Origin of the sequence: Knoellia subterranea KCTC 19937, from assembly GCF_000768685.1 — a bacterium.
In the GTDB taxonomy this organism is placed as follows: Bacteria; Actinomycetota; Actinomycetes; order Actinomycetales; family Dermatophilaceae; genus Knoellia; species Knoellia subterranea.
In genome coordinates this window covers 39,053-65,946 of sequence record NZ_AVPK01000009.1, presented here as the reverse complement: position 1 = coordinate 65,946, position 26,894 = coordinate 39,053, and the positions used below count along the sequence as shown (strand labels likewise).

Below are 26,894 nucleotides of genomic sequence, written 5' to 3'. Positions count from 1 at the left end.
TAACTTCCACCCCACAGGCACGGCAAGCACCGGCGTGTCGCGTGTCGCGCCACCGGCGCCGCGCGATCACACGCGGTCGCGACGCCGCACCCTCGCCATCCGGCGATCCCAACGGGACGCGAAGATCTCGCCCAGCGTCGTACCCGTCGCGATGGCGAGGAGGACTCCCGCCGCACCGAGCAGCGTGGCGACACCGGCCTGGAACGACAGGGTCCCGATGTCGGTGGAGTTCTGCCCGACGAGCTCATAGAGACCCCGGAAGATCGTCAGACCGGGGAGCAGGCCGAAGCTTGCCGGCACCACGACCGCCATCGCCGGCGCCCCGAGCCGGAGCGCCACGAGACGCCCGACGAAACCCAACGCCACGGCCGCGATCCCGGTCGCCGTCACCGCACCGACGTCGCCGACTCGGGTCAGCAGGGCATAGGCACCACCCGCAGCCAGGGCCAGCGCCGCGGTCGGCAGGACGAGTCGACGCCGGGTCTGCATCGTCACCGACCCGCAGGCTCCGACGATGAACGCGCCAGCGAGCGAAGCCCACCACTCGGCCTGACTCGTGCGGAGCTCGAGCACCGACGGCGACACGAAGGTGAAAGACATCGCCTCGGTGAGTCGGATGGTCGCGCTCAGGGCCACCGCGACACCGATGATCAGCCCGGTCAGCGACACGGTGACGGCGAGGAGTCGCCCGGCACCCGTCACGGCATAGCCGGAGATGACGTCCTCGACCGCAGAAGCCATCGTGCGACCGGGCAGGAGGGCGACGATTCCGCCGGCGACGATAAAGGCAAAGTCCTTGCCCCCCAACGGAATCCACCCCTGCGCACCCAAGGCATAGGCCACCCAGGCGAGTGCCGTCGCGACGAAGGCGCTGACGGCGTTGGAATAGAAGTCGGGCAGGTGGAACGGCCCGAGCAGCGCCGACACGGCAGACACCCCGAGCACCACGAGCACGGTCACACCGGCCGTGAACAGGGACGCACCGATCATCACGGCGACCGCTGCCGCCAGCGCTGCGGTCGCGACGGTCACGGCCCAGTCCGGCCAGATCCGTCGGGTCCGCTTGATGTCGCGCAGCTGCTCAATGGCCTCCGGCAACTCGATGTGCCCACTGACGAACGCGTCGACGAGTTCGTGGACGGCGACGAGCCGGGCATAGTCGTGGCGGGTCGACCGCACCACACGCAGCTCGGTCACGGCGTGGGCGGGATCGATGTGGGCGTGGACGAGCAGCGACTGGAGGGTGATGTCGATCTCGACGTGATTGAGACCTGCAGCAGCACACACCGCCGCCACCGACCCCTCGACCTGAGGAGCGCCGGCTCCGGAGCGGAGCATGAGCTCCCCGAGCCGCACGGCGAGGTCGAGTGCTTCGCGCACCCGGGCCTCTTCGGCCGCCTCGATGGCGACGCGGGCGTTGCGATAGGGCGTGCGGCGGAGCAGGTCCACGAGCGGCATCGGCTCGGTCGGCGGCCCGCCCTGCAGGCGCCAGGCCCGGCGGCGGCGATCGTGCTCGCTCACGGCAGGTTGAGGCGGCCGCCCCACGGCGTACCGGTCGGCCACCACGACGGCTCCCCGTCGATGACTCCGGCAGCTGCCACGGCCGCCGCCGCGACGATGAGCAGGAGGACGAAGACCCGCGACGCGCTGGGTCCGGGGCTCACGCCGCGGACGAGGCTGCGGGTGCCGCGACGCAGACTCGCACCACCGGGACCCCACCACGCCATGAGCCCGGCCAACAGCCCACCGAAGGCCAGCGGCCCGAGCGCGTTCGGCTCCGGCGAACCACTCCCCTGCACCGCCACGACCGCGAGCGCCGCACAGAACACCCCGGACACCGCGATGAGCGCGGGCATGAGCGCGCCAAAGATCGACGCGACGATCCCGAGCAACAGGTGCCACGGGGAGGCGACGACGGCGACGGGGACGTCACTGCGCCGGGGCCCGCGTTCGTGTCGGCGCAGGACGAGCGAGGTGACCGAACGATCGGTCGTGCGCGCGATGACGGTCCAGAGGAGCAGGCCCGTGGCGGCGACGACGGGCACGACGGCGGAGCAGGCGACGAGGACGGCGAGCAGGGCGGCGATCGTGCCGCTGCGCCCCGGACGCCCGATCCGCGGATCGACCTGTTGCGGGCTGTCGGGCGCGGCGCCCCACGGCGTGGGGCTGCCTTCCTGCGGCGGGTATGCCGGGTGCTCCAGTTGTCGTCCCGGCGCAGCTACGCCGGACCCGGCGGGCGCGCCTCCGGACGGGCCGAAGATCGCCTCGGCGGGGTCCAGCCTCGGCGTCGGAGCGGGGGCCAGCGCCGGGCCTGCGACAAGGGCTGGACCGGCAGCCTGGACCGGTGCCGGAGCCGACGCCAGTGAGCGCGCCACGGGAGGGATGGGCTGCTGAATCTCGGTGCGGGACAACGGAAGTGCGGCGGTTGGCGGAACTCCGACGGCCTGCGTTCGCGGGGCCGGAGGGCGCACCGTGATGACGTCGGTGACGAGGCCGCCCCGGGCGTAGTGCTCGAGCGCCCGGACGACATCGGTCTGGTGGGGCCGGTCCTTCGGAACCGGCGCGAGCGCGGCATACAGGAGGGGTGCAATGCGCGGGTCCACGCCCTCGAGGTCGGGGTCGCCGGCGGCGACCCGGGTGAGGACGGCGTCCATGGGACCGCGGCCGAACGGCGGACGGCCCGACGCGGCATACGCGAGGGTTGCTGCCCAACCCCACCAGTCGGTGGCGGTCGAGACCGGCTCGCCCTCGACGACCTCGGGGGCGAGGTATCCCGGGGTGCCCATGACGAGTCCGGTCATGGTGAGGCGGATGTCGTCGGTGACGTGCGCGATGCCGAAGTCGATGACGACCGGATCGCCGTCGACGATGAGGACGTTGCCCGGCTTGAGGTCGCGGTGGATGACATCGCTGTCGTGGATGACGTCGAGCGCCTCGGCGAGTCCGCGCCCCAGCCGGTTGAGGTCCTCGGCGCCCAGCGGCCCGCTCGCGGACACCACGTCGTCGAGTGGTGGGCCGGGGACGTAGCGCGTGACGATGTAGGGGCGTTCGCCCTCGATGTCGGCGTCGATGACGGGCGCGACCCGCGGGCTGCGGATCCGGCTGAGCGTCTCGACCTCGCGCGAGAGGCGGGCGCGGGCGGCGGGGTCGTGGGCGACGTGGGGTCGCAACACCTTGATGGCGACGGCCTTGCCATGGCGATCGAGGGCGAGGTGGACCACGCCCATGCCGCCCTCCCCCAGCCGCTGGACGAGGCGATAGGACCCGAGCAGTGCGTGGTCCGGCAGCCCGTGCCCCCCGCCCGAGTCGTCCAGGATTTCGGCAGTCATGGCACCCACGGTATGCCGTGACCCTGAGTGTCGGCTGTCCGAATCGCCGAATCGGATGGGACTGATGTGACTGGTGTGACGGTTTGACTCGACTCTCGGCTCAGGTGGCGGCGGTCGCGTGCAGGACGGGGACGTACCCGTGCCGCAGCGCCGCAACCGACGTCGGCGGGGTGAGCACGTCCACGACGCCGCCCGACCCGAACCCCGGCGACCGAGCCTCGCCCCACCCCTCGAAACCGAAGGTTTGCAGTACCCGGCCGGTCCACAGGCACGGGCGCCGCTCTCCGTCGAGGACCACCGCCCCCGCCGGCAGCCGGTCGAGCCTCTCGGACCACAGCCGACGGTCTCGCGCTCGATCGAGGCCACGCCCGGGCCGCAATCGTTCGTCGGCCAGGCGACGGTTGAGTTCGGTCGCGGAGAGAGGGCGATCAGCTCCCACGCCCACAGTCACACCATCGCGATAGGCGACGTAGTCCTCGCGCCGACAGGTGCTGCACGGGCGGTGGCCGGCGGCGAGCGCGACGGCATCGTCGAGGAAGAACAACGGTGTCCAACGCCCCGGCCTCGCGAGCCCGACCCGCCAGTCCCGGAACGTCAACCGGCACGTGATCCAGAGCAGGTTCGTGCCGTGATGGCGGACGACCCGCTCCTCCGCATCGACGACGCACCCGCGGTTGCCCGTGAAGAGACCGCGGGCCGGGTGGGCGACGAGATCACCCCACGGGTCGACCCGATTGCGACGCGGCATGACGTCGCGCCCCCGCTCGATCGACCCCTACTGCTGGATGTAGGCGCTCAACTGGTCGCGCTCGGCCTGGAGGTCGGTCATCCGGTGCTTGACGACGTCACCGATGCTGACGATGGCCCGCAGCTGCCCATCCACGACGACGGGGACGTGGCGGAAACGGTGCTCCGTCATCGTGTGCTCCAGGTCCCCGAGCTCGTCCTCGGGAACGCACGTGTGGACCTCGGTCGTCATGATCGCCGAGACCGGTCCCCCCAACACGTCCGCACCGGACTTCTGGAGGTGGCGGACGATGTCGCGCTCACTGACGATGCCGTCGACCTTGCCGTCACCGTCACTGACCACGACGGCACCGATGCCGTGCTCGGCCAACAGGTCGAGGAGGGCGGTGACACTGGCGTCGGAGCGCACCGTGATCACGGTGTCTCCCTTGCGCTTCACGACGTCGGAGATCCTCATGCCCCGACGGTAGTGCCCCTCGCGGAGGCGCGCCAGAGGTAGCGGCGAGCCAACGCGCAGGCGAGACGCAGCGCGTGACAGGAGCGGACGGCATACGGCATGCTGGGGAAGCCGCCCACACACCGACGTGGGGCGGGTTCCCTTTACAACGGATCGTCCGGCACGTTCCTGCCGGTGAAGGAAGGCAATGACGCCATGGCAACAGTGAAGTTCGATGAGGCAACCCGGATCTACCCGGGCAACGACACGCCCTCGGTCGACCGACTCAACATCGACATCCAGGACGGTGAGTTCCTCGTCCTCGTCGGCCCCTCGGGCTGTGGGAAGTCGACCTCGCTCCGCATGCTTGCCGGCCTCGAAGAGGTCAACGCCGGCAAGATCTGGATCGGTGACCGGGACGTCACCAACCTCTCCCCCAAGGACCGTGACGTCGCCATGGTCTTCCAGAACTACGCGCTCTACCCGCACATGAGCGTCGCCGACAACATGGGCTTCGCGCTCAAGATCGCCGGCGTCGACAAGGGCGAGATCCGCAAGCGCGTGGAGGAGGCCGCCAAGGTCCTCGACCTGACGCAGTACCTCGACCGCAAGCCCAAGGCCCTCTCCGGTGGCCAGCGCCAGCGCGTCGCCATGGGTCGCGCCATCGTCCGCAGCCCGCAGGTGTTCCTCATGGACGAGCCGCTGTCCAACCTCGACGCCAAGCTCCGCGTGCAGACGCGCACCCAGATCGCTTCTCTCCAGCGGCGATTGGGCGTCACGACGGTCTACGTCACGCACGACCAGGTCGAGGCCATGACGATGGGTGACCGCATCGCCCTCCTCAAGGACGGCATCCTCCAGCAGTGCGCGACGCCGCGCGAGATGTATGACCACCCGGCCAACGTCTTCGTCGCCGGCTTCATCGGCTCGCCCGCCATGAACCTCGTGGCGGTGCCCGTCACGGACGGTGGCGTGAAGTTCGGCTCGCACACCCTCCCGGTGTCGCGCGAAGAGCTCGCCGGTGGCGGCAAGAACGTCATCGTCGGTGTCCGTCCCGAGGACGTCGAGGTCACGAACGACAGCAACGGTGTCGAGATCACCGTCGACGTCGTCGAGGAGCTCGGCGCCGACGCCTACGTCTACGGCACGCCGACGAACTCGGCCGTCGCCCTCGAGGGCAGCGACGATGGCCTCGCCAAGCCGTTCATCGCGCGCGTCGACGGCCGCCGGGTCCCGATGAAGGGTGACAAGGTCTTCGTCCACCCCAAGTCGGACCACATGCACGTCTTCAACCAGGAGACCGGTGCTCGCCTGAGCAGCTGAACCGCACCACCCGCTCGACGTCCCGGGGTGCCGACCACGCCGTATGCCGTGTGGCCGGCACCCCGTTTCGTCTCTCGTCCTCGTCCGGTCCTGTGAGGAGGTAGTCGATGGCTCTGCAGATCACGACGGCCCGTCCCGATCCCGCACTGCTCGACCTGCCGTGGTCGACGCCGCTGGAGGACTGGCCGGACGAGTACCTCGCCGCGTTGCCCCGCGGCATCTCGCGCCACGTCGTGCGCTTCGTCCGGCTCTCCGGCCGGGTGCTCGCGGTCAAGGAGATCAAGGCCGACCTGGCCCGCCGCGAATACGAAATGCTCCGCAACCTGCGCCGGCTCGACGTGCCGAGCGTGGAGCCCTTCGGTGTCGTGTCGGGACGCGTCGACGCCGAAGGGCGAGAGCTCGATGCGTGCCTCATCACGCGCCACCTCAAATTCTCACTGCCCTATCGCGCGCTGTTCTCGCAGGGGCTGCGGCCCGGCACGGAGACACGTCTCATCGACGCCCTGGCCGTGCTGCTCGTGCGCCTGCACCTCACTGGGTTCTGGTGGGGTGACGTGTCGCTGTCGAACACGCTGTTCCGCCGCGATGCCGGGAGCTTCGCCGCGTATCTCGTCGATGCCGAGACGGGCGAGCTCTTCCCGGCTCTCACAGCCGGACAGCGTGCCCACGACCTCGACATCGCGCGCGTCAACATCGCCGGGGAGCTCATGGACCTCCAGGCCGGTGAACTCCTCGACGAGGGCGTCGACCCCGTCGCCATCTCCAATCGCATCGTCACCCGCTACAACGAACTCTGGGCCGAACTCACCGACACGGAGGAGTTCGACACCGGCGAACGGTGGCGCGTCGAGGAGCGCATCCGGCGACTCAACGCCGTGGGCTTCGACGTCGACGAACTCGCCATCACCACCGACATCGACGGCACCTCGATCAGCATCCAGCCCAAGGTCGTCGACGCCGGACACCACTCGCGCCGGCTGCTCCGGCTCACCGGCCTCGACGTCGGCGAGGGCCAGGCGCGTCGTCTCCTCAACGACCTCGACAGCTATCGCGCGGGCACGAACCGGCAGAACGACGACGAGGAGATCGTGGCCCACGACTGGCTGACCCGGATCTACGAGCCGATCACGCGACGGGTCCCTCGCGAGCTGTCCGGCAAGCTCGAGCCGGCCGAACTGTTCCACGAGGTGCTCGAGCACCGTTGGTACATGGCGGAGCGAGCGCAGCACGACATCCCGATCGAGAGCGCCATCGAGGACTACGTCGCGTCGATCCTGCCGGGGAAGCCCGACGAAGTGTCGGTCGTCGGCGTCGACACGGTCGAGATGCCGGTCATCGTCGACCGGGGCCAGCGCCCCTAGGATCGAGCCGACCACGCACCATCCACCGCAGGGAAAACACATGTCCGAGCCGTTCGACCCGACCCAGCCTCCGGCAGCCGACCAGCCGCAGGCAGCCGACCAGCCGCAGGCGCCGCAGCCCTCGCAGCCGTCGCAGCCGTCGCAGCAGCAGCCGTCGCATGTCGCGCCCGAACCTCCGCAGGCAGCGGGACGCCCGGCCGTTCCGAGTTACCGCCCCGAGCCGCCCGCCTGGAGCCAGGAGGCGGGAGCAGCCGGCTACCCGGGCGGACCCGCCCCACAGGGTGCACCCGGGTATCAGGCTGCACCCCAGGTGAACCCGTATGGCGGTGGCGCTCAGGCCTACCCGGGCTCGAAGGCCTACGTGGAGCAGCACTTCGGACGGGTGGCCGGATTCGGCAGCCGTGCCCTCGCACTGATCATCGACACCCTGCTGACGCTCATCGGCCTCATCCCGATGATCATCGGAGCCGTCCTGCTCGTCGCCGCGGCCCCCGACGTCGACGAGTACGGCTACTCGGTCGACGGCACCGGAGACGCGGGCCTCCTCGTCACCGGCGGAGTGCTGATCTTCCTCGGCGTCCTGCTGGTCATCGGCATCCAGATCTGGAACCGCATCTTCAGGATGGGGCGCACCGGACAGAGCGTCGGCAAGAAGGCCGTGGGCATCAAGCTCATCCACCAGCAGACCGGCCAGCCGATCGGGGCCCTCCAGGCGTTCCTGCGCGAGCTCCTCAGTGGCCTCATCAACCAGGTCGTCTACCTGAGCTACCTCTGGATGCTCTGGGACGACAACAAGCAGACGCTGCACGACAAGGTCGTGAGCTCGACCGTCATCGAGGTCCCCAAGTCCTGAGGGCAGCAGTCCAGCGCACATGAGTTCGCCGCCTCGAGGTCCTCGAGGCGGCGAACTCTTGTCTTGCCCGACTGGCTGGGTGTCACGCGGGTGAGAGCCAGGTCCAGCCCGGGATGTTGCGGCCGACCCAGAACGCGATGATCGCCCAGAACAACGCGTAGAGCAGCCACGCCGGAGCGGCGGTCATCCGCTGCTCGCCCCGCCACTGACGCCGGGTCCAGCGGAGGAACCCCAGCGCCATGACGACGAACGCGAACACCGTGAGCGGGTTGCGTTGGAGCGCCTCGACGAGGTTGCCCTCGGTCAGGGAGTGGGTGGCCCGCAGGGTGCCGCACCCCGGGCAGTAGGTGCCGGTCACGGCGAGCCACGGGCAGGTTGGGTAGTTTCCCGCCTCGTAGGGATTCACGAGGTGGGCGATGACGGCGTATGCCGTCGCCCCGCCGATGGCGACCGCCGGCCACAGCAGGCGACGCCCCCGCCCGACCGACGGATCGGTGAGCGGGGGCGTCGGAGAATGCAACAGGGACGTCGGAATCACATGCCCGTCGACGTGTCCGCATTCATCGCGCCCATGGCGAACAGCGCGATGTAGATGAGCGTGCCGATAATGCCGAGGACCAGAGCGATCGTCGCGAACTTCTTGGCCTTTGCTGCGGACTCGATGGCGCCGGCCTGGTCGCCGCCGTTCCACTTGCCGTTGACCTGGGCGGCAAAGACGACGGCAGGGATACCGAGCGGCCAGCAGCAGAGCAGGCCGAGGATGGCCATGACGAGGTTGTTGTTGGGCGGCGGGCCAGCAGGCATCCCGTAGCCGCCGGCCGGGGGCGGCGGGGCACCGTAGGCGCCACCGTCAAAGCCGCCGCCGCTGGGCGGGGGCGGAGGAGTCGCGCCGCCGTAGCCGCCGCCGCTGGGCGGGGGCGGGGTGCTTCCGTAGTCAGACATTCGTCATCCCTCTCAGTGTGAAAACTGTGGGGGGGTGTGCTCCCCCGAGTCGGGTTCCCGACCAGACCGACATCGTGGCACAGGTCACCCGGTCGCGGACGGCAACGCACGGATCAATGCAGGACCGGTGCGGACGGCATACCGACGGCTTTTCAGCGACGCTGGCGGGCGACCTCGTAGAGAGTGACGCCGGTCGCGATACCGGCATTGAGGGACTCGACCGCCGACGACATCGGGACCGAAACGATCTGGTCGCAGGTCTCGCGGACGAGTCGGGACAGACCCTTGCCCTCGGAGCCCACGACGATGACGAGGGGCTCCTTCGCGAGCTGGAGGTCGGGCAGTTCGACGTCGCCGTCCATGTCGAGACCGATGACGAAGAAGCCGGCCTTGCGATAGTCCTCGAGCGTGCGGGTGAGGTTGGTGCACTGGGCGACCGGGATGCGGGCGGCGGCACCGGCCGAGGTCTTCCACGCCGACGCGGTCATGCCGACCGAGCGGCGCGACGGCACGACGACCCCGTGCCCACCGAACGCCGCCACCGAACGCACGATGGCGCCGAGGTTGCGCGGGTCGGTGATGCCGTCGAGCGCCACAACGAGTGGGATGCCCGGCAGTTCGGGGTCGATGAGGTCGTTCGGGTGCGCGTACTCGTAGGGCGGAACCTGGAGGGCCAGCCCCTGGTGGACCGCTCCGTCGGTGAGCCGGTCGAGCTCGCCGCGCGGCGTCTCGAGGACGGGGATGCTGCGCTCGGTCGCGATCTTGAGGGCCTCGCGGACGCGGTCATCACTGTCGATGCGCCCGGCGACATACATCGTCGCCGCCGGCACATCGGTGCGCAGGGCCTCGAGCACGGAGTTGCGCCCGGCCACGACCTCGCTCGACGCCTTCGCCTTGCGACCGCCGCTGGGGCGACCGCCGGAGCGGCGCTCCGCAGCCTTCGCGTCCTTGTGGGCCTTGTGGTACGGCCGGTCCTCCGCGCGCGGGGTCGGGCCCTTGCCCTCGAGTCCACGCCGACGCTGCCCGCCGGATCCGACGGTGGGTGCCTTCTTGCCGCCCTTGCGGATGGCTCCTCGTCGCTGGCTGTTGCCTGCCACGGCTACTCTCCTCGTCCACGGGTGAGCGACCAGCGGGCGCCGGTCGGGGTGTCCTCGATCGCGATGCCGGCCGCGACCAACTGGTCGCGGATGGCGTCCGACGTCGCGTAGTCGCGCGCCGAGCGCGCTGCCGTCCGGGCGGCGAGCCGCTCACCGACGAGGGCGTCGAGAGCGGCCAGTGCGTCAGTGCCGGAGCGGTCCGCGCTGGCCCATGCCGGGTCGAGTGGGTTGACGCCGAGGACGTCGGTCATGGCGATGACGACGGCGGCCAGGTCACGCGCCTCCTCGTTGTCGTCCTCGTCGAGGGCGGTGTTACCGCGCGTCACGGTCTCGTGAACGGCCGCGAGCGCCCCGGACACACCGAGGTCGTCATCCATCGCGGCCACGAAGTCGTCGGGCAGTTTCTCCTCGCCCGTCGGCGTGACGACGCCGTCGGGTCCGAGTGCGCGTCGCAGGAAGCCCTCGATTCGGTCGACGGCAGCCTCCGCCTCCGCGAGGGAGCCCTCGTGGAACTCGATCATCGACCGGTAGTGCGCGGCAGTCAGGTAGTAGCGGACCGCGAGCGGGCGCGCCTTCTTGGTGACCTCGTGGATGAGCAGGCTGTTGCCGAGCGACTTGCTCATCTTCTCGCCGCTGATGGTCACCCAGGCGTTATGCATCCACATCGAGGTGAACGGCAGCCCGGCCGCACGCGACTGCGCCTGCTCGTTCTCGTGGTGCGGGAAGCGCAGGTCGACGCCGCCGCCGTGGATGTCGAACGCGTCGCCGAGGTACTTGCGGGCCATGGCCGAGCACTCGAGATGCCAGCCGGGGCGACCGCGCCCCCAGGGAGTGGGCCAGCTGGCCGACTCGGGTTCACCGTCCTTGCGTCCCTTCCACAGGGCGAAGTCGCGCGGATCGCGCTTGCCGCGCGGATCGGCGTCCTCGGCCGCAGCCATGTCGTCGATCTTCTGGTTCGTCACTTCCCCGTATGCCGGCCAGCTGCGGACATCGAAGTAGACGTCACCCGAGCCGTCCTCCGCCGGATAGGCGTGGCCGCGGTCGATGAGGAGCTGCATGAGCTCGACCATCTCGGTGATGTGGCCCATTGCCCGGGGCTCGTAGGTCGGGGGCAGGACGCCGAGGAGACGCAGGGCGTCGGCCGTGGCGATCTCGTTGCGGTAGGACAGGGCGAACCAGTCTTCGCCGGACTCGTCCGACTTGCGCAGGATCTTGTCGTCGAGGTCGGTGACGTTGCGGACGAGCGTCACGTCGAGGCCGTGGCCCCGAACGAGCCAGCGTCGGAGCACGTCGAAGGCGACGGCGAATCGGACGTGGCCGATGTGTGGCGGCGCCTGGGTCGTGAGTCCACAGATGTAGATCCCGACCCGACCAGGCTGCAGTGGGACGAAGTCACGCAGGGCGCGCGACTGGGAGTCGAACAATCTGAGAGTCACCCGCCCAAGGGTACCGGCGGGCGACCCCCTCTCCGGACCACCCGGCATACCCCCTCCATCCCCACATTTGCTCCCCATGACGGAAGGTGAAGGGTCCGGAGGGTTCATAGGCCTCCGGACCCCGCAGGTTTCCTCATGGGGAGCAAATGTTGGGGCGCGGTCAGTGGCCGCGGGCGATCCACTCGTCGAGGTGCGGCGCCTCGGCGCCGATCGTCGTCGAGTCACCGTGACCCGTGAGGACGACCGTTCCGCTGGGGAGCGTCAGCAGGTGCTCGCGGATCGACTCGATGATCTGGTCGAAGCTGCTGAACGAGCGGCCCGTCGCCCCCGGTCCGCCGGAGAACAACGTGTCGCCGGTGAAGACGACGTGCAGGGCCGGCACGTGGAAGCAGCAGGCACCCGGCGCGTGGCCTGGGGTGTGCAGCACCCGGATCGCGACGTGGCCGACGTGGAACTCCTGCCCCTGCGTTAGGGTCTGCTCGGGCGGCGGCCCGTCCTGGCTCAGGGCCCACAGGACCCGGCCGTCTGGGTGGAGGTGGAGCGGCGCCCCGGTGGCCGCGGCCAGGTCGTTCGCAACGTTGATGTGGTCGTTGTGGGCGTGGGTCAGCAGAATGGCGCGCACGGCCCGTCCGCCGACGGCGCCAAGAATGGTGTCGACATCGTGGGCCGCGTCGATGACGACGCACTCCCGATCGTCACCGACGACCCAGACGTTGTTGTCGACGTCCCAGGATCCGCCATCGAGCTCGAAGGTGCCGGAGGTGACGACGCGGTCGACCCGGACGCCGTCATGCGTGCGCGGGTGGTCGATGGACGTGCCGGAGCTGCCGGAGTCGGGTTGAGACATCAGAGCACCACCACGGAACGCAGCACTTCGCCGCGTTCCATCTTGTCGAAGGCGCCCTCGACGTCGCCGAGTCCGATCCGCTCGGAGACGAAGGCGTCGAGGTCGAAGCGGCCCTGTCGATAGAGGTCGACGAGCATGGGGAAGTCACGGCTGGGGAGGCAGTCGCCGTACCAGCTCGACTTGAGCGCCCCTCCCCGACCGAAGATCTCGATCATCGGCAGCGTGACCTGCTTGTCCGGCGTCGGGACGCCCACGAGGACGACCGTGCCGGCGAGGTCGCGCGCATAGAACGCCTGCTCATAGGTCTCGGGGCGGCCGACCGCCTCGACCACGACGTCGGCCCCGAAGCCGCCGGTGAGTTCACGGATCCGCTCGACGACGTCCTCGGTGCGGCCGTTGACGGTGTGGGTCGCGCCGAAGGCCTTGGCGCCCTCGAGCTTGCGGTCGTCGACGTCGACGGCGATGACCGTGGTCGCTCCGGCGACGGTCGCGCCCGCGATGGCGGCGTTGCCCACGCCGCCGCAGCCGATGACTGCGACCGAGTCGCCCCGTGTCACGCCACCGGTGTTGACGGCAGCTCCGAATCCGGCCATGACGCCGCAACCGAGAAGGCCGACGGCCGCGGCATCCGCCTCCGAGTCGACCCTGGTGCACTGACCGGCGGCGACCAGCGTCTTCTCGATGAACGCACCGATGCCGAGTGCGGGCGACAGCTCTTCGCCGCTGTCGGCCAGCGTCATCTTCTGCTTGGCGTTGTGGGTGTTGAAGCAGTACCACGGCTTGCCCCTGAGGCAGGCGCGGCACTGTCCGCAGACGGCGCGCCAGTTGAGGATGACGAAGTCGCCGGGGGCGACCTCGGTCACGCCCTCGCCGACTGCCTCGACGACACCGGCAGCCTCGTGGCCCAGCAGGAACGGAAACTCGTCGTTGATCCCGCCCTCGCGGTAGTGCAGGTCCGTGTGGCAGACCCCACAGGACTGCACCTGCACGACGGCCTCACCCGGACCGGGGTCCGGCACGACGATGTCGACAAGCTCGACGTCGGCCCCCTTGGACCTGGCGATGACTCCCTTGACGATCTGCGGCACGTGCCCCACCTCCAGTGGTGTCGACCAGGCGGTATGCCGGTCGCTCGCGTTCTCGTTGCTCGTTCCCGAGCGACGTTACCGGGTGTCGCTGCAGGTCAGCGAGGGGGTGCGGCCACGACGAGGACGGTGGCGATGGCCGCGATCCCCTCGCCGCGTCCGGTCAGCCCGAGCCCGTCGGTCGTCGTGCCACTCACGGACACGGGCGCCCCGCAGGCATCGGACAGGGCCTTCTCGGCCTCGGCGCGACGCGTTCCGATCTTGGGTCGGTTGCCGACGACCTGCACCGCGACGTTGCCGATCTCGAACCCGCCCTCGCGCACGAGTCGCGCCGCCTCGGCGAGGAGGGTGACACCGGATGCTCCGGCGAACTCGGGCCGATCCGTTCCGAAGTGCTGGCCCAGGTCGCCGATCCCGGCCGCCGAGAAGAGGGCGTCGCAGGCAGCGTGGGCTGCCACGTCGGCGTCGGAGTGTCCGTCGAGCCCCCGCTCTCCGGGCCAGTGCAGGCCCGCGATCCAGAGCTGGCGGTCCGAACCCTCGGGCGCGAAGGCGTGGACGTCGACGCCGATCCCGGTGCGCGGCAACGGCATCGCGTTCATGACTCGTCCTGCCAATCGATCGGGCCGCGGTGCAGCAGGTGGGGCGCGGCCTGGGCGACGGGCTTGACGACGAGGGTGTCGATGTTGACGTGCTGCGGCAGGCCGACGGCGAAGGCGACGCAGGCCGCGACGTCGTCGGCCACGAGCGGACGGTCGACGCCGTCATAGACCTTGTCCGCCGCCGACTGGTCACCGTGCAGGCGCGTCAGCGAGAACTCCTCGGTGTGGACCATGCCGGGCCGGATCTCGATGACACGGACGTGGCTGCCGTTGAGTTCGAGGCGAAGGGTCTCGGACACCGCGGACTCGCCGTGCTTCGCCGCTGTGTAGCCACCCCCACCGGGATAGACCCGCTCCCCCGCGATGGAACTGACGTTGACGATCGTGGCGCTTGCCGATGCCCGCAGGAGCGGCAGCGCCGCCTGGGTCATGCGGACGGTGCCGAGGACGTTGGTCGCATACATCTGCTCCCACTCGGCGAGGTCGCCCTCCTCGACCGAGCTCACCCCGAGGGCTCCGCCGGCGTTGTTGACGAGGACGTCGAGCCGGTCCAGCGTCCCCATCACGGCCGTGACGCTGCCCGGGTCGGTCACGTCGAGCTGCACGGCCGTCACGGCGTTGCCGAGTTCGGTTGCGACCGCCTCGAGTCGCTCGCGGCGCCGACCGCCGATGACGACGGCATACCCGTCCTCGACGAGGCGGCGGGTGATCGCGGCACCGATGCCGGTGCCGCCTCCGGTGACAAGGGCGACGGGGGTCTGGCTCACCCTCCGAGAATACGTTCGGCCCGCTCGAGGTCGGTCGGCGTGGTCACCTTGAAGGCCAGCTCGTCTCCGTCGACGACGAGCACGGTCGTGCCGAGCCGTTCGACGAGGGCCGCATCGTCGGTGGCCTCGACGCCCGAGGCATGGGCGTCGGCGAGGACGTGACGAGTGAAGGCCTGGGGTGTCTGGATCGCCCGCAACGTCGACCGGTCGGGCGTCGCGACGACCTGACCCGATGCATCGACCTGCTTGATCGTGTCGGCGACGGCCAGACCGGGAACGACTGCGTCGTGGCCTGTACGGACGGCCTCGACCAGACGGTCGAAGAGGCCTGCCGGGGCCAGGCATCGCGCCGCGTCGTGGACGAGGACGACGCCGATGTCATCATGGAGGGCTGCCAGACCGGCCGCGACGGAGTGGGTCCGCTCGGCACCTCCGGCGACGACCGTCACGTCGGCAGCGCGAGGGTGCGCGGACGCGAGCGCGCCCGCCTCCACGAGGTGGGAGGCGGGCGCGACGACGACGATCTGAGTGGTGTCAGCCGCCTCGAACGCACGCGCGACGGCATGCTCGAGGAGCGTGTGGCCCGCCACGCGGACGAAGGCCTTGGGCTGCGCTGCCCGAAGTCTCGTGCCCGAACCTGCGGCAACGAGGATGACACCGACGTGAGTGTTCACGGCGTGGGTGCCAGCAGCGTTCAGGACGCGAGGACCTCGTCGAGGATGGTCTCGGCCTTGTCCTCGTCGGTCTTCTCGGCCAGAGCCAGCTCGGAGACGAGGATCTGACGAGCCTTGGAGAGCATGCGCTTCTCACCGGCCGACAGTCCGCGGTCCTTGTCACGGCGCCACAGGTCGCGGACGACCTCGGCGACCTTGATGACATCGCCCGATGCGAGCTTCTCGAGGTTCGCCTTGAAGCGACGCGACCAGTTGGTCGGCTCCTCGGCAAACGGGGCCCGAAGAACGTCGAAGACCTTCTCGAGACCGGCCTTGTCGACGACGTCACGCACGCCGACCAGATCACAGTTCTCTGCAGGAACCTCGATGATGAGATCGCCCTGAGCCACCTTGAGTTTCAGGTAGAGCTTCTCTTCGCCCTTGATGGTGCGCTTGTTGATCTCTTCGATGCGCGCAGCCCCATGGTGGGGGTACACGACCGTCTCGCCGACCTTGAAAACCATATGCAACTTGCCCCTTTCGCGAGGGCAAGTTTAACACGCCGAGGGCCGCAGACGGAATCGAAGCGGACGGCATACGTGCAGGTCAGAGACCCGAAAACCGTTGAAGGGCAGTCACATTGGGTCTTGACACAACGCCGTTGTCATGCCTCCCGAGCCCTCGTGCCAACGCGCCCGTACCGCCAGTCACGACCACTGCGCACACGCGGACCGGCGGCGCTCGCTACGCTGTCCCCCGTGACGACCGCACCTGTGACGACTCCCCGCCGACGCCTTCGTGCTGCCCTCGCCGCCGCGGCCATCGGCACGACCCTCCTCGGCGGCTGCGCCGTGTTCTCGCCGATGCAGACGGACGAGGACTACCAGGCAGCGGACGGGGTCAACGCGACCTTCGGCGACCTCGACGTGCGCGGTGTCGTCGTCGTGTCGAACGCCAAGGACTCCGAGGGCCAGATCGTCGGCCAGCTCGTCAACACGAGCAATGAGGACATCGACGTCTCGTTCGCCGCTGACGGCGGCGAAGGCGGCCAGGTGACGGTCGACCGCCACTCCTCGCTCGCCCTCGGCGACGACACGGCCCTCGTCCTCCCCAAGGTCGGCGTCGCCCCCGGTGACGTGCTCCAGCTTCAGGTGACGACGGCCGGCACCGGCGTCAACGTCGTCCAGGTCCCGGTCCTCCCGGCGACCGCCTACTACGAGAGCCACAAGCCGGCCGGCGCCCCCGCGGTGACCGAGGCAGCCACTCCGAGCGCGAGCGCGTCGGCCAGCGCCAGCCACTGACGCACACCCTTCGGCGTATGCCGTGAGCCCACCGAGCGCTGTGCGCGCCGGTGGGCTCGTCGGTTGCCGGGGGCTCGGTCTCAGGCCTCGAACTTGTAGCCCAGGCCGCGCACCGTGACGATGTGCTTCGGGTTGGCGGGGTCGGGTTCGACCTTGGCACGCAGTCGCTTCACGTGGACGTCGAGCGTCTTGGTGTCACCGACGTAGTCGCTGCCCCACACCCGGTCGATGAGCTGCATGCGCGTTAGGACGCGGCCGGTGTTGCGCAGGAGCATCTCCAGCAGCTCGAACTCCTTGAGCGGCAACTGGGTCGTCGTGCCACCGACGGTCACGACGTGACGCTCCACATCCATGCGCACGGGCCCGGCCTCGAGGGTCGTCGGCAACAGCTCCTCGGGCTCACTGAGGCGGCGCAGCACGGCCTTGATGCGGGCGAGCAGCTCGCGCGATGAGTACGGCTTCGTGACGTAGTCGTCCGCCCCGAGCTCCAGGCCGACCACCTTGTCGATCTCACTGTCCTTCGCGGTGAGCATGATGACCGGAACGTTCGAGCGTTGGCGGAGCGCACGGCATACATCGACGCCGGAAAGTCCGGGGAGCATGAGGTCCAGCAGCACGAGATCTGCCCCGGCACTGTCGAAGTCGGCCAGGGCGTCGTTGCCGTTCTCGGCGACGCTCACCTCGTAGCCCTCCTTGCGCAGCAGGTAGGACAGGGGGTCGGAGAACGAGATTTCGTCCTCGACGACGAGAATACGGGTCATCCGTGCTGTTCTCCTTGTGCTGAACCGACCTGGGGACGATCGGAGTCTGCCGCAGTCCGATCCGATGCGGCCGGAAGTCTCATGGTGAAGGTGGAGCCGTGCCCCTCCTCGCTCCACACGGCGACGTCGCCACCGTGGGTCGCGCAAACGTGCTTGACGATGGCGAGGCCCAGGCCCGTGCCGCCCGTGGCGCGTGAGCGCGCGGCGTCGACGCGATAGAACCGCTCGAAGATGCGGCTCTGCTCGGTCGCCGGAATGCCCTGCCCCTGGTCGGACACCGTGATCTCGACGGTGTCCCCCACGCGGCGGGCCGCGACGGCGACACGGGTGCCGGGCTCGGAGTAGTTCATGGCGTTGGACACGAGGTTGCCCACCGCGGTGGCGAGGAGTTCGGCGTCCCCGAACACGCTCGCGCGCTGGTCGACGCTCGTCTCGAGGGTGATGTCACGCGACTCCGCGGCAACCCGCAGCCGGTCCACCGCCTCGGCGACGACCTGCGGGATCTCCACGAGTTCCGGCTCGTGGAGGGTGTCGGCCGTCTGCAGCCGGGACAGGTCGACGATCTCCTTGACGAGGCGGGTGAGCCGCGTGGACTCGACCTGGATGCGCTCGGCGAACCTCGACACCGCCTCGGGGTCGTCGCGGGCGTCGAGCACGGCCTCGGCGAGCAGGGCAATGCCGCCGACAGGCGTCTTGAGCTCGTGGGAGACGTTCGCGACGAAGTCGCGGCGCACCTCCTCGACCCGACGGGCGTGCGTGTGGTCCTCGGCGAGGATCAGGATGTGCGACGCACCCAGCGGTGCGACCCGAGCGGTCATCAACGTGTTGGTCGTCGTGCCGAAGCCCCGCGCCAACTCGAGCTCGACCTCGCGGATCTCCCCGTCCCGACGGACCTGCCGGGCGAGCTGCCGCAACTCCGCGTGCACGACCTCACCGTGACGAACCAGGCCATAGCTGACGGCCGAGGCCGAGTTGTTGACGACGGCGTCGGACGCATCGAGGACGATCGCGATCGACCGCAGGACGGCCAGCACGTCGCTCACCCCGGCCGGAAGGGCGGGGGGCGCCGACGGCGGGATCGTCGTGAACCGTCGTTCGCTCAGCCGACTGGCGGCGACGGCGACGGCACCGATGACGAGCCCCAAGCCGCCGCCCACGATTCCCGCGACCGACGCATCCACTCGATCAGCCTAAACGGACAGCGGGTGAACCCAGACCCACTCCAGGGTGAGCAGTGGGGGGATGGAGGCAGATGTTCACCTTCACGGTGGCGGGAATTCACCACCCCGTGTCACGCTGCCGACGTCGATCCACCGCGTCTGCGTGCCCGCCGGGCCGAGGGCTGGGTCGACACGTTCGAGAGGGAGCACATGCGCAAGGCATTCCACGAGGAGTTGGACCGGGTCACCGAGGGCCTCGTCGAGATGACACGGCTGGCGAGTTCGGCCATGTCGCGCGCGACGACGGCGCTCCTCGACGCCGACGTCCAGCTCGCCGAGTCGGTCATCGGCGCCGACACCGAGATCGACGCGCTCCGCGAGGAGCTCGACCTCCTCTCCTTCGACCTGCTCGCGCTGCAGCAGCCGGTCGCCACGGACCTCCGCATGGTCGTGACCTCCATGCGCATGAGCGCCGACATCGAGCGGATGGGTGACCTCGCGCGCCACGTCGCCAAGGTCGCCCGCCTGCGCTACCCCAACTCCGCCGTCCCCGCCGAGCTCCGGTCGATCATCCTCGAGATGGGTCAGGTCGCCGAGCGCATCGTCACCAAGGCCGGATCCGTGATCGCCGCCCGCGACGTCGAGGCCGCCAAGCAGATCGAGCGGGACGACGACGCGATGGACGACCTGCACCGGCGCCTGTTCGAGCGCCTCGCCTCCGACTCGTGGAACCAGCCGGTCGAGACGACGGTCGACATCACACTCGTCGGCCGCTACTACGAGCGCTTCGGCGACCACGCGGTCTCTGTCGCCCGACGCGTCGTCTTCCTCGTCACGGGCGAGCAGAACCCGGACAGCGAGTCGAGCCACGAGGACGACGAGGACGCGTCAGCGCTCCCCTCGGAGCCACAGGCCTGACGACCGGAGGGAACGTGAAGGGTCCGGAGGGTTAATAACCCTCCGGACCCTTCACGTTCCCTCATGGGGAGCAAAAGTTGGGGTGGGTCAGCGGCCCTGGTTGGCGACGGCGGCGGCAGCCTCGGCAGCGGCCTCGGGGTCGAGGTACTCGCCCGGCTTCGTGGGCATGAAGTCGTCACCGAGCTCGTAGACCAGCGGCTGGCCCGTCGGGATGTTGAGCTCCGCGATCGCGTCGTCGGAGATGCCGTCGAGGTGCTTGACGAGGCCCCGCAGGCTGTTGCCGTGAGCAACGATGAGGACGGTCTCACCCGCGACGAGGTCCTCACGGATGCCACCCTCCCAGTAGGGCATGAACCGCTCGATGACGTCCTTGAGGCACTCCGTGCGCGGCACCTCGATGCCGGCGTAGCGCGGGTCGTTCGTCTGGTCGTACTCCGACCCGACCTCGATCGCCGGCGGCGGGGTGTCGAACGAGCGACGCCACAGCATGAACTGCTCGTCGCCGTACTTGTCGCGCGTCGCCGCCTTGTCGAGACCCTGCAGCGCACCGTAGTGACGCTCGTTGAGTCGCCAGTCGCGACGCACCGGGATCCAGTGGCGGTCGGAGGCGTCGAGCGCGAGGTTCGCCGTGGAGATCGCGCGACGCAGCACCGACGTGTGGACGACGGTGGGCAGGACCCCCTTGTCGCGCAGCAGCTGGCCACCGCGCACCGCCTCCTCACGCCCCTGGTCGTTGAGGTCGACGTCGACCCATCCGGTGAAGAGGTTCTTGGCGTTCCACTCGGAGTGGCCGTGACGCAGGAGGATGAGGGTGTGAGCCATGGTCCGCAGCCTAGCGAGGCGCGCCGGACGCGGACGGCGCGCACCCGGCAAACGGGAAAGGTCGTTCAGCCCTTGTCGAGAAGGTGACGGAACGCCTCGAGGTTGCGCAGCGACTCACCGCGCGAGACGCGCCAGTCCCACTCCTTCTGCATCGACGTGAGGAAGCCGATGACGAGGAGTTCGTTGAACGGCGCGTCGGCGGCCTCGAGGACGACACCGAGGATCTGGTCGAGGCGTTCGACGTCGACACCGGCTGCCGGCACGCGCCCGGTGACGTAGACGTCGCCGCTGCCGTCGATGGCGTAGGCCAGCCCCGGGAGCCGCAGGTTGCGCCGCAGGAGCGAGCGGTAGAACTCCTCGTGGTTCTCGTCGGGGTTGCGGATGACGAACGCCGAGATCGAGAGGTCACTGTCCCCCGCCACGAGCGAGACGACGGTCTTGAGCTTCTTCTCGCCGGGCAGCGTGACGACGAATTCGCCATCGCGCGCGCCCGCCTCCCACTCGAGGTCGTTGTCCCCGAGGAAGGCCTCGATCGTCGCGGCCAGTTCTCGTGGGGTCGGCTGGGTGTTCAAGGCATCACCGCTCGGGGTATGCCGGCCAGTTCGCCGGAGTCGTTGATGGAGGCTCGCAGTGGGGTCGCCAACGCGGCTTCGTAGACGGTCGCCAACTGCTGCGCGGTCACCTCCCAGCCGAACCGGGCCGCGTGGGCCACGGCACGGGCAGAGAGGTCAGCGGCACGGTCGGGGTCGTCGACGACGGACTCGATGGCGTCGGCCCAGTCGTGGGAGTCGTGGCCGTCGACGAGGATCCCCCCGTCGCCCACGGCAGTGGGCAGGCCGCCCACGTTCGTCGCGACGACGACGGCACCGCACGCCTGAGCCTCGATGGCGACGAGCCCGAACGACTCGTTGTGCGACGGGACGGCGACGACGTCGGCCGCTCGCATCCACTTCGCAAGGGTGCCCCGGTCGGCTGGAGGCACGAAGCGCACGAGGTCGGCGATGCCCTCGTCCTCGGCGAGCAAGTCGAGGGCCATCGGGCTGCGCACCGCTCCCCCGCTCGCGCCGCCGAGGATGCCGACGACGAGCCGGTCACGCAGGGCGGGGTTGCGGCGGACGAGGTTAGCGGCGGCACGGATGAGGACGTCCGGGGCCTTGAGCGGCTGGATGCGACCGACGAAGAGGAGCAGGACGGCGTCTGTTGCGACGCCGACGTCTGCCCGGGCGGCTGCGCGGTCCCCCGGGCGGAAGGTGTCGAGGTCGACGCCGGGCGGCACGATGTCGACCCGCTCGGGGTCGGCGCCGTAGAGGTCGATGAGCTCCTGGGCCTCGTCACGAGTGTTGGCGACGAGGCGGTCGGCGGCCTCGACCACCTGGGCCTCACCGATCTCGCGACCCTTGGGCTCCTCGACGTCACCCTCGGCGCGGTGGAGGTTCTTGACCCGGGCCATCGTGTGCATCGTGTGGACGAGCGGCACGTCCCAACGGTCGGCAGCGAGCCAGCCGACCTGGCCGGACAGCCAATAGTGCGAGTGCACGAGGTCGTAGTGGCCCTCCGGTGCGTGAGCGGCCACGCGCATCATGCCCGCGGCGAAGGCGCAGAGCTGGCCCGGCAGGTCTTCCTTGTCGAGGCCCTCGTAGGGCCCGGCCGCGATGTGCCGCACGACGACACCGGGCTCGACCTCGACGACAGGCTCCTCCGCCGCGGTGGTGCGACGCGTGAAGATGTCGACGTCAATTCCCCTGCGCGCCAACCGTTTTGCCGTCTCGATCACATAGACGTTCATACCCCCGGCGTCACCGGTGCCGGGCTGGGCAAGCGGTGAGGTGTGGACCGACACCATCGCGACCCTGCGGCGGCGCGGCTCGATCGTCATCCGATCAGTCTGGCACGCACGGATCCGGCGCGCCGATCAGCCCGCCCGCGGAACACCACTGAGCGTGAGGGTCGCCCGCTCGGACCACACGTGGATGTCGAGTCGCCCGTCCGGGCGCAGGTCCACGCCACGGTGCGCGGTGGCCGGACCGACACCGACGACGCTGCGCCGCGCCGACGTGAACGCGCGCTGTTCACCGCCTCCCCCCGTGATCCACCAGCCCCTCATGCGGAGGTTGCCGTCCGGAAGCGCGGGCGGGAAGCCGGTCGTCGCCGGCATCGCGTCGAGGTGCACGACGACACCATCGGCGCCCTCTGCATGCGCCGTGACGTGCACCCCGGCGGTGGTGAGGATGAACGTCAGGGTCAAGGGCAGCGCGCGGCGCTGCCCGTCGACGTCGCCATAGACCTCACCCGTGTATGCCGTCCGCCCCGGTTCGATGTCGACCGCGGCGATGTGGACGTGGTCCAGTGACGCCTGCACGTGCTCGACCGGGTGGTCGGCCCGCTCCCCGAGGTCGCCGAGGAGTGCACTCACGGGCGAGCCCCTCGTGATGCTGTCGACGAGCGGTCCGCTGGAGGCCGAGACCCGGAAGCCCGACTGGTAGGCCGCGACGGTGTAGCCGCGCCCCAGGGTGGCGACCCCTTTGGCGGCGGGGTCGAGGGTGAACAGACCCGGCGACACCTCGACGAGGCCGATGTCGGTGCGCAGAACCCCGGGCAGCCACGCGACGAGCCCGAGCACGGCCGCCGCAGCCACGGAGACCACGAGCGCCACCATGCTCCGGCTGACGTTGCGACGCTTGCCGCTCACTCCCCACTGGCGCACGGGTTCAGGATATTTGCGCTGGCTGGGAGCCGCGCGCGGTGCTCACACCCCGGCTTCTGCGCCGTTCGACTTCTTGCCCTCGTGGGACACAGCGAGCGCCAGCGAGCGTGTCCCACGAGGGCAAGAAGTCGGGGTGCGGGTGTCTCAACAGTGGACGGTGGGGTTCCAGTCGTTGAAGGTGCCGTGGGGGTTGGCCTTCTCGTGCCAGACGTGCAGCTCGTAGAAGGCGGGGAGTCCGTAACGGTTGCCCGCCTCGACCCGCTCGAAGCGGTGGCCGTAGAGGATCGGTGGGCGTGCGTGATCGGCATCCCACGCGTCGGCGAGGACGAGGTACTCCGCTGCGATGAGGGTCATCGACCCGCCTGCGCCGGGTTCATAGATGAGCGCTTCCGGGGCCAGCCGGCTGATCCTGCCGTCGGTGAGGTTGCCGACGTCGACGAAGTGGATGCCCATCGTCCCCGTGCCGTGCGGGTCCTCGATGCAGGTGATCTTGTCCTTGTCGAAGACCTGCGTTGACCACGGCGCTGCCGGGCCGTTGCGGTAGGCGCTCGTCGCCTCGCGCAATTGGGCCAGCTTCTGGGTGTGTCCGTGGGTCTTCGTGTCGTGCGCGGACGCCGCCGTGGGTGTGGCGAGGAGGAGAGTGGCCCCCAGTCCAGCCGCAACGCTGCCGGCCAGCGCGGTCGAACGGGCGCGCATCTCAGCTGCCCTCCTGCACGGCGAAGATGCGGTCCGCGACGAGGCCGTGGGCATCGCGGTGGACGGTGTTGGCGGCCTCCGCGTTGGGGGCCTCGACCAGGCAGAAGATCTGACCCGCCTGCTCGTCGACCCAGTAGCGGAGGTAGTTGACGTCGTGCTCGCCCTGAGTGGCGAGATCCGCGGCGTGGGCCTTGGCGACGTCGTCCATCGTGACCCCGTCACCGAGGCTGTGGACGTCCATGAAGAGTGGCATTGGCCTGTCCTTTTCGGGAGTGGTGCGGCTGGTTGACGGGTCCAGCGTCACGAGAACAGGGGTATGCCGGTCAGGGGGCTGAGTACCCATCTTGGGCTGGGTGGGTACCCACGTCGGGATCAGGACTGGGCCACGGGCCGATCGACCAGCGCGCGTCGGGACGACACGCCGAGCTTGGTGAGGATCGAGGAGACGTGGTGCTCCGCCGTCCGCTTCGAGATCGTGAGGTGATCGGCAATTTCGTTGTCCGACAGGCCCATTCGCAACAGCTCGGCCACCTCGGCCTCTCGCGCCGTGAGGCCCTGCGGGTGGGCGAGAGTGCTCGACCGCGGGGACCGAGGGACGGGACGACCGCGGCGCCGCAGGTCGTCCCGGCAACGGGACACACCGGCATACGCACCGAGTCGTTCATAGATCCCGCAGGCCTCGACAAGGAGGTCTGGCTCCCCGCTGCGGGCCAACGCCAGCGCTTCGTCGAAGGGGCAGCCGATCTCTCGCCAGAGGTCCGCGGCGTCACGCCAACGACCCTCGAGCTCTGCTGCGAACGGCGGCGCCACTTCGCGATGCATCGCCGCCCGGTCCGCGGGCGCGAGCCAGCGCAGGACGGCGCCACGGTTCCAGCGACAGTCCGCCGTCTCGACGAGCTCAACTTGCTCGAGCGCGAGCGCCGATGCCTCGTCGTCCCTTCCTGCCAGCCACGCCAATTCGCAGCGCACCTGAGTGACCGGCGCGATCCGCTGCATCTCGCCGGTCTCCTCGGCCAGCGACCGGGCTCGCTCGACGTGCGGGGCCGGGTCCTCGTCGCCGCGGCGGCCAGCCACGGACGACAGGAGGAGCAACGGCGCAAAGGCGTGGAGCCGTGGGAGCGACGGCCGGTCGAGGAGCGAGCGGGCGCGACTCTCGGTCCCAGCCAGGTCGCCCTCGAAGAGGAGGAGGTCGGCCTCCGCCTCGAGCAGGGTGTGGGTCCACGAGTCGAGGTCTCGTTCGGTGCAGTATTCGAGCCCCTCGGTGATGTGGCGGCGCGCGTCGGCCAGACGGCGCTGGGAGAGGGCTGTCGCCGTGAGGTTCACGTAGGCCCGGGCTGCGTGCTCGTGGAGGTCGGCGAGGCGGGCCATGGAGAGACCCTCCTCGAGCAGGGCGATGCCCCGGGGTGCGTCCCCCTCGACGACTTCCATCGTGCCCAGGCTCGTCAGCGCGTGGGATCGCAGTTCAGTGTGGGCAGGATCGTCGACGAGGTCTTCGATGAGCTCAAGGGTCCGGGCACCCCACCGACGCGTCGCCTCACCGTCGGACGTCAGCATGACGAGCTGCGTCATGTTGCCGTAGGCATAGGCGAGCTGAGGCGTCGTCGGACCGTCGACCCGCTCGAGGACCGACAGAGCCGTCCGAGCGGCGTCGTTCGCCTCTCCGTTGTGGCCCTCGAACCACAGAAGCCGGGAGAGGCAGCGCCACGCATCGCCGACGCGCACCGCGCTCCCGAGCCGTTCCCAGATCTCCCGCGCCGACACCACGGCGTCGGCCGCCTCGCCCGTGCGCCCGGTCATGTAGAGCCCGTAGCCGAGCGACCAGAACAGGTCGGCCCGGGCGGCGTCGCCCACGAGGTGGGGCACTCGATCCGCGTGCCGCAGGGCGCGCTGGAACTGGCGCACCGCCTCACGGTGCGCGCCCAACGCGGAGGCGTTGTGGGCTGCGGCGGTCGCGTGCTCCACCGCCATCTCGCTCAGCCCGCCGAGGTCGGCGTGGGCCGCCAACCGGGCGGGGTCGGCTCCACGGGACGCCAGTGCGGCGTGCAGGTGCTGGTGGGTGCGCTTGCCGGGAGTCACGTGCTCCTCGACGACGATCCGGGCGAGCTCGTGCCGGAAGCTGATCAGCCCGTCCGACTCGACGAGCATCCCGTGCACCAGGGCCTCGTCGAGAGCTGCCAGGCCGCCGGAGAGCAGCACCTCGAGCAGGTCGACCTCGACCCGGGCACCAGCGAGCGCGACGATCTCGAGCGCCTGCACGGCAGCCGGGGAGAGCACGGCCATCCGCGCGAGGATCGCGTCCCGACACTGCTCCGGAACGGACGTCGCCCCACTCGCGAGCACTTCGGTGACGTAGAACGCGTTTCCCTGAGTGAGTTCGTACAGATCGCCATGCGCTGAGTGGTGGGCACGTTCCGCGAGCTTCTCAACCGCGCCCGGCGTCAGCGGTGGCACGCTCATCCGTCTGCTGCCGGTCGCCGAGGCGGCCTCCCCCATCAGCAGCCGGAGCCCGATCGAGGTGTCGAGATCGTCGCTTCGATAGGTCGCAATGACGAGCGCCCGGCAGGTGTGGATCCGGCGCGAAAGGAAGAGCAGCAGGTCCAGGGTGGCCTGGTCGGCCCAGTGGATGTCCTCCACGACGAGGAGCAGCGGACGCGGGTCGCCCTCGTTCGTATCGCCTGCCGGTCCCTGCAGGGCGGCCAACAACCGGTTGAACAGGTCCTGCCGTGAGGGCCCGAGCGGGGTGAGCCACATCGAGTTCGCCCCTGCCGCCGAGTGGACCTCCTCGTCGGGCCAGATGCCGGACGGCAGGGAGGGCAGCAGTTCACGCAGCGGCGCCAGGGGACCTGGGGTGGCGGACCCATCGCAATAGGCAATCCCCGTCCGGGTGCTGCCCCGCGATGCCTCGACGAAGGCCGAGACGAGGGCGGACTTGCCGATGCCCGCCTCACCCGAGACGAAGACGACACGACCGTGGCCGTCGGCGGCCTCGTCGCGGTAGGACATCAGGGTCTGGAGCTGCGTGTCACGCTCCACGAGCATCACGGGCTCAGCATCCTC

General features: G+C 69.8%; 28 protein-coding genes. 5 read left to right on the top strand and 23 right to left on the bottom strand.

Features of this window, described 5'->3' with window-relative positions; genetic code table 11:
• Positions 1-66: 66 nt before the first annotated feature.
• From N803_RS14235 to N803_RS14220, 4 genes are all read right to left on the bottom strand, one after another.
• The gene (locus N803_RS14235) at positions 67-1,521 is read right to left on the bottom strand and encodes a threonine/serine exporter family protein (protein ID WP_156969797.1); all 1,455 of its coding nucleotides are present in this window, start codon (positions 1,519-1,521) and stop codon (positions 67-69) included.
• On the bottom strand, positions 1,518-3,329 hold the full coding sequence (locus N803_RS14230) for a serine/threonine protein kinase (protein WP_052112319.1): 1,812 nt from the start codon (positions 3,327-3,329) through the stop codon (positions 1,518-1,520). The genes N803_RS14235 and N803_RS14230 overlap by 4 nt, the downstream gene beginning before the upstream one ends.
• A 100-nt stretch (positions 3,330-3,429) precedes the next feature.
• A complete protein-coding gene (locus tag N803_RS14225; RefSeq protein ID WP_035906475.1) occupies positions 3,430-4,077 on the bottom strand; it encodes a hypothetical protein in 648 nt (215 codons plus the stop codon).
• 27 nt (positions 4,078-4,104) lie between these two features.
• A complete protein-coding gene (locus N803_RS14220) occupies positions 4,105-4,533 on the bottom strand; it encodes a CBS domain-containing protein (RefSeq protein WP_035906473.1) in 429 nt (142 codons plus the stop codon).
• A gap of 195 nt (positions 4,534-4,728) precedes the next feature.
• Here N803_RS14220 and N803_RS14215 point away from each other — a divergent pair, with 195 nt between their 5' ends.
• The 3 genes from N803_RS14215 to N803_RS17645 all read left to right on the top strand — a co-directional run bounded on the left by N803_RS14215 (position 4,729) and on the right by N803_RS17645 (position 8,049).
• The gene (locus N803_RS14215; protein ID WP_035906618.1) at positions 4,729-5,835 is read left to right on the top strand and encodes an ABC transporter ATP-binding protein; all 1,107 of its coding nucleotides are present in this window, start codon (positions 4,729-4,731) and stop codon (positions 5,833-5,835) included.
• Positions 5,836-5,942: 107 nt separating this feature from the next.
• The gene (locus tag N803_RS14210) at positions 5,943-7,196 is read left to right on the top strand and encodes a DUF4032 domain-containing protein (protein ID WP_035906471.1); all 1,254 of its coding nucleotides are present in this window, start codon (positions 5,943-5,945) and stop codon (positions 7,194-7,196) included.
• Positions 7,197-7,236: 40 nt separating this feature from the next.
• Positions 7,237-8,049 carry an RDD family protein gene (locus N803_RS17645; protein WP_052112318.1) on the top strand — a complete coding sequence of 271 codons (813 nt, stop codon included), beginning with the start codon at positions 7,237-7,239 and terminating at the stop codon, positions 8,047-8,049.
• Between the two features lie 82 nt (positions 8,050-8,131).
• Here N803_RS17645 and N803_RS14200 read toward each other — a convergent pair whose 3' ends face one another.
• The 10 genes from N803_RS14200 to N803_RS14155 form a co-directional block, all read right to left on the bottom strand.
• The gene (locus N803_RS14200; RefSeq protein ID WP_245617289.1) at positions 8,132-8,569 is read right to left on the bottom strand and encodes a DUF2752 domain-containing protein; all 438 of its coding nucleotides are present in this window, start codon (positions 8,567-8,569) and stop codon (positions 8,132-8,134) included.
• A 14-nt stretch (positions 8,570-8,583) separates the two neighbouring features.
• Positions 8,584-8,991, bottom strand: coding sequence for a CD225/dispanin family protein (locus tag N803_RS14195; RefSeq protein ID WP_035906467.1), 408 nt, complete (start codon positions 8,989-8,991; stop codon positions 8,584-8,586).
• A gap of 152 nt (positions 8,992-9,143) precedes the next feature.
• Complete coding sequence (gene rlmB, locus N803_RS14190; protein ID WP_035906465.1) at positions 9,144-10,088, bottom strand: 23S rRNA (guanosine(2251)-2'-O)-methyltransferase RlmB; 945 nt, start codon at positions 10,086-10,088, stop codon at positions 9,144-9,146.
• Between the two features lie 2 nt (positions 10,089-10,090).
• Positions 10,091-11,524 carry a cysteine--tRNA ligase gene (cysS, locus tag N803_RS14185; RefSeq protein ID WP_035906464.1) on the bottom strand — a complete coding sequence of 478 codons (1,434 nt, stop codon included), beginning with the start codon at positions 11,522-11,524 and terminating at the stop codon, positions 10,091-10,093.
• A 160-nt stretch (positions 11,525-11,684) separates the two neighbouring features.
• Complete coding sequence (locus tag N803_RS14180; protein ID WP_084764545.1) at positions 11,685-12,371, bottom strand: MBL fold metallo-hydrolase; 687 nt, start codon at positions 12,369-12,371, stop codon at positions 11,685-11,687.
• Positions 12,371-13,459: an S-(hydroxymethyl)mycothiol dehydrogenase gene (locus tag N803_RS14175; protein WP_035906463.1), complete on the bottom strand. Its 1,089-nt coding sequence runs from the start codon at positions 13,457-13,459 to the stop codon at positions 12,371-12,373. Before N803_RS14175 ends, N803_RS14180 begins: the two co-directional genes overlap by 1 nt.
• Positions 13,460-13,554: 95 nt before the next feature.
• Positions 13,555-14,055 carry a 2-C-methyl-D-erythritol 2,4-cyclodiphosphate synthase gene (gene ispF / locus N803_RS14170; protein WP_035906462.1) on the bottom strand — a complete coding sequence of 167 codons (501 nt, stop codon included), beginning with the start codon at positions 14,053-14,055 and terminating at the stop codon, positions 13,555-13,557.
• Positions 14,052-14,822, bottom strand: a complete 771-nt coding sequence (locus N803_RS14165) for an SDR family NAD(P)-dependent oxidoreductase (RefSeq protein ID WP_035906461.1) — start codon at positions 14,820-14,822, stop codon at positions 14,052-14,054. The genes ispF and N803_RS14165 overlap by 4 nt, the downstream gene beginning before the upstream one ends.
• On the bottom strand, positions 14,819-15,496 hold the full coding sequence (gene ispD / locus N803_RS14160) for a 2-C-methyl-D-erythritol 4-phosphate cytidylyltransferase (protein ID WP_035906458.1): 678 nt from the start codon (positions 15,494-15,496) through the stop codon (positions 14,819-14,821). The genes N803_RS14165 and ispD overlap by 4 nt, the downstream gene beginning before the upstream one ends.
• A gap of 20 nt (positions 15,497-15,516) precedes the next feature.
• On the bottom strand, positions 15,517-15,999 hold the full coding sequence (locus N803_RS14155) for a CarD family transcriptional regulator (protein WP_035906457.1): 483 nt from the start codon (positions 15,997-15,999) through the stop codon (positions 15,517-15,519).
• 234 nt (positions 16,000-16,233) lie between these two features.
• Between N803_RS14155 and N803_RS14150 the strand changes: the two genes are divergently transcribed.
• Positions 16,234-16,776 carry a hypothetical protein gene (locus tag N803_RS14150; RefSeq protein WP_156969796.1) on the top strand — a complete coding sequence of 181 codons (543 nt, stop codon included), beginning with the start codon at positions 16,234-16,236 and terminating at the stop codon, positions 16,774-16,776.
• An 80-nt stretch (positions 16,777-16,856) separates the two neighbouring features.
• Here the strand turns inward: N803_RS14150 and N803_RS14145 are convergent, their stop codons facing one another.
• Together N803_RS14145 and N803_RS14140 are read right to left on the bottom strand one after the other, a co-directional pair.
• Positions 16,857-17,537, bottom strand: a complete 681-nt coding sequence (locus N803_RS14145) for a response regulator transcription factor (RefSeq protein WP_035906452.1) — start codon at positions 17,535-17,537, stop codon at positions 16,857-16,859.
• Complete coding sequence (locus tag N803_RS14140) at positions 17,534-18,718, bottom strand: sensor histidine kinase (RefSeq protein ID WP_035906451.1); 1,185 nt, start codon at positions 18,716-18,718, stop codon at positions 17,534-17,536. The genes N803_RS14145 and N803_RS14140 overlap by 4 nt, the downstream gene beginning before the upstream one ends.
• Before the next feature lie 189 nt (positions 18,719-18,907).
• Between N803_RS14140 and phoU the strand changes: the two genes are divergently transcribed.
• Positions 18,908-19,615: a phosphate signaling complex protein PhoU gene (phoU, locus tag N803_RS14135; RefSeq protein WP_035906450.1), complete on the top strand. Its 708-nt coding sequence runs from the start codon at positions 18,908-18,910 to the stop codon at positions 19,613-19,615.
• Positions 19,616-19,702: 87 nt separating this feature from the next.
• Here phoU and N803_RS14130 read toward each other — a convergent pair whose 3' ends face one another.
• The 7 genes from N803_RS14130 to N803_RS14100 form a co-directional block, all read right to left on the bottom strand.
• A complete protein-coding gene (locus N803_RS14130) occupies positions 19,703-20,437 on the bottom strand; it encodes a phosphoglyceromutase (protein ID WP_035906449.1) in 735 nt (244 codons plus the stop codon).
• 65 nt (positions 20,438-20,502) lie between these two features.
• On the bottom strand, positions 20,503-21,009 hold the full coding sequence (locus tag N803_RS14125) for a YbjN domain-containing protein (RefSeq protein ID WP_052112316.1): 507 nt from the start codon (positions 21,007-21,009) through the stop codon (positions 20,503-20,505).
• Entirely contained in the window at positions 21,006-22,313 is a 1,308-nt protein-coding gene (gene mshA / locus N803_RS14120) for a D-inositol-3-phosphate glycosyltransferase (RefSeq protein ID WP_035906448.1), read from the bottom strand. The genes N803_RS14125 and mshA overlap by 4 nt, the downstream gene beginning before the upstream one ends.
• 36 nt (positions 22,314-22,349) lie before the next feature.
• Entirely contained in the window at positions 22,350-23,141 is a 792-nt protein-coding gene (locus N803_RS14115) for a hypothetical protein (RefSeq protein WP_156969795.1), read from the bottom strand.
• Between the two features lie 144 nt (positions 23,142-23,285).
• Positions 23,286-23,837, bottom strand: a complete 552-nt coding sequence (locus N803_RS17640) for a hypothetical protein (RefSeq protein WP_052112315.1) — start codon at positions 23,835-23,837, stop codon at positions 23,286-23,288.
• Position 23,838: 1 nt separating this feature from the next.
• Positions 23,839-24,090, bottom strand: coding sequence for a DUF4242 domain-containing protein (locus N803_RS14105; protein ID WP_035906446.1), 252 nt, complete (start codon positions 24,088-24,090; stop codon positions 23,839-23,841).
• Between the two features lie 119 nt (positions 24,091-24,209).
• Positions 24,210-26,876, bottom strand: a complete 2,667-nt coding sequence (locus N803_RS14100) for an ATP-binding protein (protein ID WP_035906445.1) — start codon at positions 26,874-26,876, stop codon at positions 24,210-24,212.
• Between the last annotated feature and the right edge of the window lie 18 nt (positions 26,877-26,894).

Coding starts and splice junctions, on each gene's coding strand:
- N803_RS14230 (WP_052112319.1), bottom strand. CDS start 3,329: ATGACTGCCGAAATCCTGGACGACTCGGGCGGGGGGCACGGGCTGCCG.
- N803_RS14225 (WP_035906475.1), bottom strand. CDS start 4,077: ATGCCGCGTCGCAATCGGGTCGACCCGTGGGGTGATCTCGTCGCCCAC.
- N803_RS14220 (WP_035906473.1), bottom strand. CDS start 4,533: ATGAGGATCTCCGACGTCGTGAAGCGCAAGGGAGACACCGTGATCACG.
- N803_RS14215 (WP_035906618.1), top strand. CDS start 4,729: ATGGCAACAGTGAAGTTCGATGAGGCAACCCGGATCTACCCGGGCAAC.
- N803_RS14210 (WP_035906471.1), top strand. CDS start 5,943: ATGGCTCTGCAGATCACGACGGCCCGTCCCGATCCCGCACTGCTCGAC.
- N803_RS17645 (WP_052112318.1), top strand. CDS start 7,237: ATGTCCGAGCCGTTCGACCCGACCCAGCCTCCGGCAGCCGACCAGCCG.
- N803_RS14195 (WP_035906467.1), bottom strand. CDS start 8,991: ATGTCTGACTACGGAAGCACCCCGCCCCCGCCCAGCGGCGGCGGCTAC.
- N803_RS14180 (WP_084764545.1), bottom strand. CDS start 12,371: ATGTCTCAACCCGACTCCGGCAGCTCCGGCACGTCCATCGACCACCCG.
- ispF (WP_035906462.1), bottom strand. CDS start 14,055: ATGAACGCGATGCCGTTGCCGCGCACCGGGATCGGCGTCGACGTCCAC.
- N803_RS14155 (WP_035906457.1), bottom strand. CDS start 15,999: ATGGTTTTCAAGGTCGGCGAGACGGTCGTGTACCCCCACCATGGGGCT.
- N803_RS14145 (WP_035906452.1), bottom strand. CDS start 17,537: ATGACCCGTATTCTCGTCGTCGAGGACGAAATCTCGTTCTCCGACCCC.
- phoU (WP_035906450.1), top strand. CDS start 18,908: ATGCGCAAGGCATTCCACGAGGAGTTGGACCGGGTCACCGAGGGCCTC.
- N803_RS14130 (WP_035906449.1), bottom strand. CDS start 20,437: ATGGCTCACACCCTCATCCTCCTGCGTCACGGCCACTCCGAGTGGAAC.
- mshA (WP_035906448.1), bottom strand. CDS start 22,313: ATGACGATCGAGCCGCGCCGCCGCAGGGTCGCGATGGTGTCGGTCCAC.
- N803_RS17640 (WP_052112315.1), bottom strand. CDS start 23,837: ATGCGCGCCCGTTCGACCGCGCTGGCCGGCAGCGTTGCGGCTGGACTG.
- N803_RS14105 (WP_035906446.1), bottom strand. CDS start 24,090: ATGCCACTCTTCATGGACGTCCACAGCCTCGGTGACGGGGTCACGATG.
- N803_RS14100 (WP_035906445.1), bottom strand. CDS start 26,876: ATGCTCGTGGAGCGTGACACGCAGCTCCAGACCCTGATGTCCTACCGC.